Below are 3623 nucleotides of genomic sequence, written 5' to 3'. Positions count from 1 at the left end.
CCGACTCTCAAACACCGTGCGGGGGTGGGTGAGACCCCCACCCCCCCCCCCTCAAGCGTTCCCGGCCCGTGTCACCAGCGGGCGCCGGCCAGCACCTCGCCGTAGTCGCGGGCGACGCGCGCCTGCTCCAGGTCGGACTCCACCATCATCCGCATGAGCTCCGGGAAGTCGACCTTCGGCTCCCAGCCCAGCTTCTCCCGCGCGTTGCCGGCGTCGGCGCAGAGCGTCTCCACCTCGGCCGGCCGCACGAGCCCCGGGTCCACCTCGACGTACCGCTCCCAGTCGAGCCCGACGCACTCGAAGGCGATCCTGGCCGCGTCCCGCACCGAGTGCATCCGCCCGGTGCCGATGACGTAGTCGCCCGGCTCGTCCTGCTGGAGCATCAGGTGCATCGCCCGGACGTAGTCCCCGGCGAAGCCCCAGTCGCGCACGGCGTCGAGGTTGCCGAGCAGCAGCCGGTCCTGCAGGCCGAGCTTGATCTGCGCGACCGCCAGCGAGATCTTGCGGGTCACGAACTCGGCCCCGCGGCGCGGCGACTCGTGGTTGAACAGGATCCCCGAGACGCCGTACATCCCGTAGGACTCGCGGTAGTTGCGGGTGATGTAGTGACCGTAGGTCTTCACCACGCCGTACGGGCTGCGTGGATGGAAGGTGGTCCGCTCGTCCTGCGGGGTCTCCGCCACCATGCCGAACATCTCGGAACTGGAGGCCTGGTAGAACCGGATCCGCCCGGGACCGCCGGCCGCGCCGGCCGGCTTGTTGATCCCGCTGACCATCCGGATCGCCTCCAGCACCCGCAGCACGCCGGTGCCGTTGACCTCGGTGACGAGTTCCGGCTGGCGCCAGGACATCGGCACGAACGAGATCGCCCCGAGGTTGTAGACCTCGTCGGGCTGGATCGAGTCGACGGCGGAGACCAGGCTGCCCTGGTCCATCAGGTCGCCGTCGACGAACCGCAGGTCCGGGATCAGCCTGCTGACCCGGTCCTTCCGCGGATTCGCTTGTCCCCGGGTGAGGCCCCAGACCTCGTACCCCAGGGAGATGAGGTGTTCGGCCAGGTACGACCCGTCCTGGCCGGTCACCCCGGTGATCAGTGCACGCTTGGACATCCGTTCCCCTTCAGCCACCGCTCGCGGGCTCGCGGGCCGTTCTCGGCACAGCCAGCGAACCAGAAGCACGGCTAAGGAATTTGCGAGACTTCGGGCCGGATCACGACGTCCACGCCCCCACGACCACGACGCGCCACGACGTTCGCGCCCCCACAGCGGGCCCGGAAGCGGGCTCGACCCGGGCTAGAGAAAACCCGCCGCCCCCGTGGCACGGGCTTAGTGTGCGGACGCATCCGCACACTCCTTCGACGACCACGCCGAGCCCGCACCCAGGGGAGAACCGCCATGCGCATCCAGGTCCTCGGCCCGCTCACCGCCGACCTCAACGGCACCTCGATCGTCCCCACGGCCGCCAAGCAGCGGCAGATCCTCGCCCTGCTCGCGCTCTACCCGAACCGGATCCTCCCCACGAGCACGCTCATCCACGAGATCTGGGGCGACCACCCGCCGCGGCGGGCCCTCACGACGCTCCAGACGTACATCCTCCAGCTGCGCCGCCGCATCACCCACGCCCTCGCCGGGGCGCCGCCGGCCGGCCAGGACACCACCGCCAAGGACGTCCTGACCACCAGACACTGCGGCTACCAGCTCACCCTCCCGCCCGCCGACCCCGACCGCCACACCCTCGACCTCCAGGCGTACAACGACCTCACCACGCGCGGCCAGGAGGCCTTCAACCGCGGCCACGACCTGGACGCCAACGCCCGCTTCCACGAGGCCCTCGCCCTGTGGAACGGCCCCGCGCTCGTCGACATCACTCCGGGACCGATCCTCAGCACCGAGATCATCCGACTGGAGGAGAGCCGCCTGGTCACCCTCGAACGCCGCATCGACACCGACCTGCGCCTGGGCCGGCACAACGAGCTGATCCCCGAACTCACCCACCTCACCCACCAGCACCCGCACCACGAGGGCCTGCACGCCCAGGCGATGGTCGCCCTCTACCGGGCCGGGCGGCAGACCACCGCGCTCACCACGTACCACCACCTGCGCCACCGCCTCACCGCCGAGCTCGGCATCCAGCCCTCGCCCCACCTCCAGCACCTGCACCACGCGATCCTCACGCTCGACCCCACGCTCAACACGCCCGCCACCAGCCTCCACCCCACGACCTACAACCTGTATCCGGCCTGAGCACCCACACCCTCCTCACCCAGGACCCGCCATGACGCCCACATCCGGCAAACCCCTCGCCCTCATCACCGGCGGGACGCGCGGAATCGGCCTCGCCATCGCCCGCGAGCTGGGCAACCGCGGTCACCGCGTCCACATCTGCGCGCGCACGGCCCAGGACATCACCGACACCCTCGGCACGCTCCGCGAGGAGGGCATCGAGGCCGACGGCGCCCCCTGCGACGTCCGCGACCCGGCCCAGGTCACCAGGCTCGTCCAGGACGCCGTGGACCGCCACGGGCCCATCACCGTCCTCGTCAACAACGCCGGCCGCACCGGCGGCGGCCCCACCGCGACGACCACCGACGACCTCTGGTACGACGTCATCGACACCAACCTGAACGCCGTCTTCCTCGTCACCCGCGAGACCCTCAGACACGGGCACATCACCGCCACGGCCCACCCGCGCATCATCAACATCGCCTCCACCGCCGGGAAGCAGCCCGTCACCCTCGGCGCGCCCTACACCGCGAGCAAGCACGCCGTCATCGGCTTCACGAAGGCCCTCGCCAAGGAGCTCGCCCCCACCGGCACCACCGTCAACGCGATCTGCCCCGGCTACGTGCACACCCCCAACACCACGCGCATCCACCACGAGTACGCGACCGCCTACAACACGACGCCCGAGACGATCCTCCAGCACTTCCAGACCCAGATCCCGCTCGGGCGCTACACCACCCCCGAGGAGGTCGCCGCCCTGGCCGGCTACCTCACCACCGCCACGGCCGCGAGCATCACGGCCCAGGCCCTCAACGTCTGCGGCGGCCTCGCCACACAGTAGGCGGGCCCCGAGCCCCCTCCCCCGCACGGCCACCGACGGAAAGGACCCGGGCCAGGTGCCCGCTGATCAATGATGACGACCCGTCAGTTCGCCAGCGCACCGGTCACCTTGTTCGTCGCCGGCACCCCGGAGCCGCCGCCCTGCCTGCCCGCCCGGCGACCGCCGCGGCGCCTCGACGCCGGCTCGGTCACCGCCGCACTGGCCCGCACCGCCACCCGGCAGTGGCGCCCCCCGACACCCGAGGAGCGGCAACCGCCACGCCGGGCCGCCGAGTTCCACCTCGTCGAGCTCTACCAGCCCTACGCCGGCACCGTGCTGCGCACGGCCCTGCGCGCCGTCGAACCCGGCGCGGGACCGGACGTCCTGTGGGAGCGCGAGGCCGCCGGCCCGGACGGGCTCGACGGCGTCCTCGCCGAGCTCGGCCGCAGCCTCGCGCACGGGCCGCGCATGCGCGCCGTCCTGGTCGGGCGGCCCGGCGCGGGGGGGGGGGCGCCCGCGGGCGGGGGGGGCCCGGCCCGCCCCCCCCCCCCCCCCCCGCCCGTGCAGCAGGGGGGCCCGCC

At 72.4% G+C, this 3623-nt stretch carries 4 protein-coding genes; 3 read left to right on the top strand and 1 reads right to left on the bottom strand.

All coding sequences use genetic code 11. From position 1 onward, the window contains the following. Positions 1 to 71: 71 nt before the first annotated feature. Positions 72 to 1109 carry a GDP-mannose 4,6-dehydratase gene (locus ACFV4F_RS41755; RefSeq protein WP_380510981.1) on the bottom strand — a complete coding sequence of 346 codons (1038 nt, stop codon included), beginning with the start codon at positions 1107 to 1109 and terminating at the stop codon, positions 72 to 74. A 285-nt stretch (positions 1110 to 1394) separates the two neighbouring features. On the opposite strand from ACFV4F_RS41755, the gene ACFV4F_RS41750 reads away from it, so the two are divergent. The 3 genes from ACFV4F_RS41750 to ACFV4F_RS41740 form a co-directional block, all read left to right on the top strand. Beyond that, positions 1395 to 2243 (top strand): BTAD domain-containing putative transcriptional regulator, encoded by an 849-nt coding sequence (locus ACFV4F_RS41750; RefSeq protein WP_380510978.1) that lies wholly within the window; start codon positions 1395 to 1397, stop codon positions 2241 to 2243. Positions 2244 to 2274: 31 nt separating this feature from the next. Continuing rightward, positions 2275 to 3063, top strand: a complete 789-nt coding sequence (locus tag ACFV4F_RS41745; RefSeq protein ID WP_380445995.1) for an SDR family NAD(P)-dependent oxidoreductase — start codon at positions 2275 to 2277, stop codon at positions 3061 to 3063. Between the two features lie 69 nt (positions 3064 to 3132). Then, positions 3133 to 3623, top strand: a 491-nt coding sequence (locus tag ACFV4F_RS41740) for a hypothetical protein (RefSeq protein ID WP_380510975.1), incomplete at its 3' end; no start/stop codon positions are given.

Origin of the sequence: Kitasatospora sp. NPDC059722 (genome assembly GCF_042733235.1) — a bacterium.
In the GTDB taxonomy this organism is placed as follows: domain Bacteria; phylum Actinomycetota; class Actinomycetes; order Streptomycetales; family Streptomycetaceae; genus Kitasatospora.
Note: the sequence above shows the minus strand (reverse complement) of the source record. Positions and strands in the feature narration are given on the sequence as shown.

What these genes read in the sequence shown, in the direction of transcription:
- ACFV4F_RS41750 (WP_380510978.1), top strand. Translation starts at nt 1,395, where the DNA reads ATGCGCATCCAGGTCCTCGGCCCGCTCACCGCCGACCTCAACGGCACC.
- ACFV4F_RS41755 (WP_380510981.1), bottom strand. Translation starts at nt 1,109, where the DNA reads ATGTCCAAGCGTGCACTGATCACCGGGGTGACCGGCCAGGACGGGTCG.
- ACFV4F_RS41745 (WP_380445995.1), top strand. Translation starts at nt 2,275, where the DNA reads ATGACGCCCACATCCGGCAAACCCCTCGCCCTCATCACCGGCGGGACG.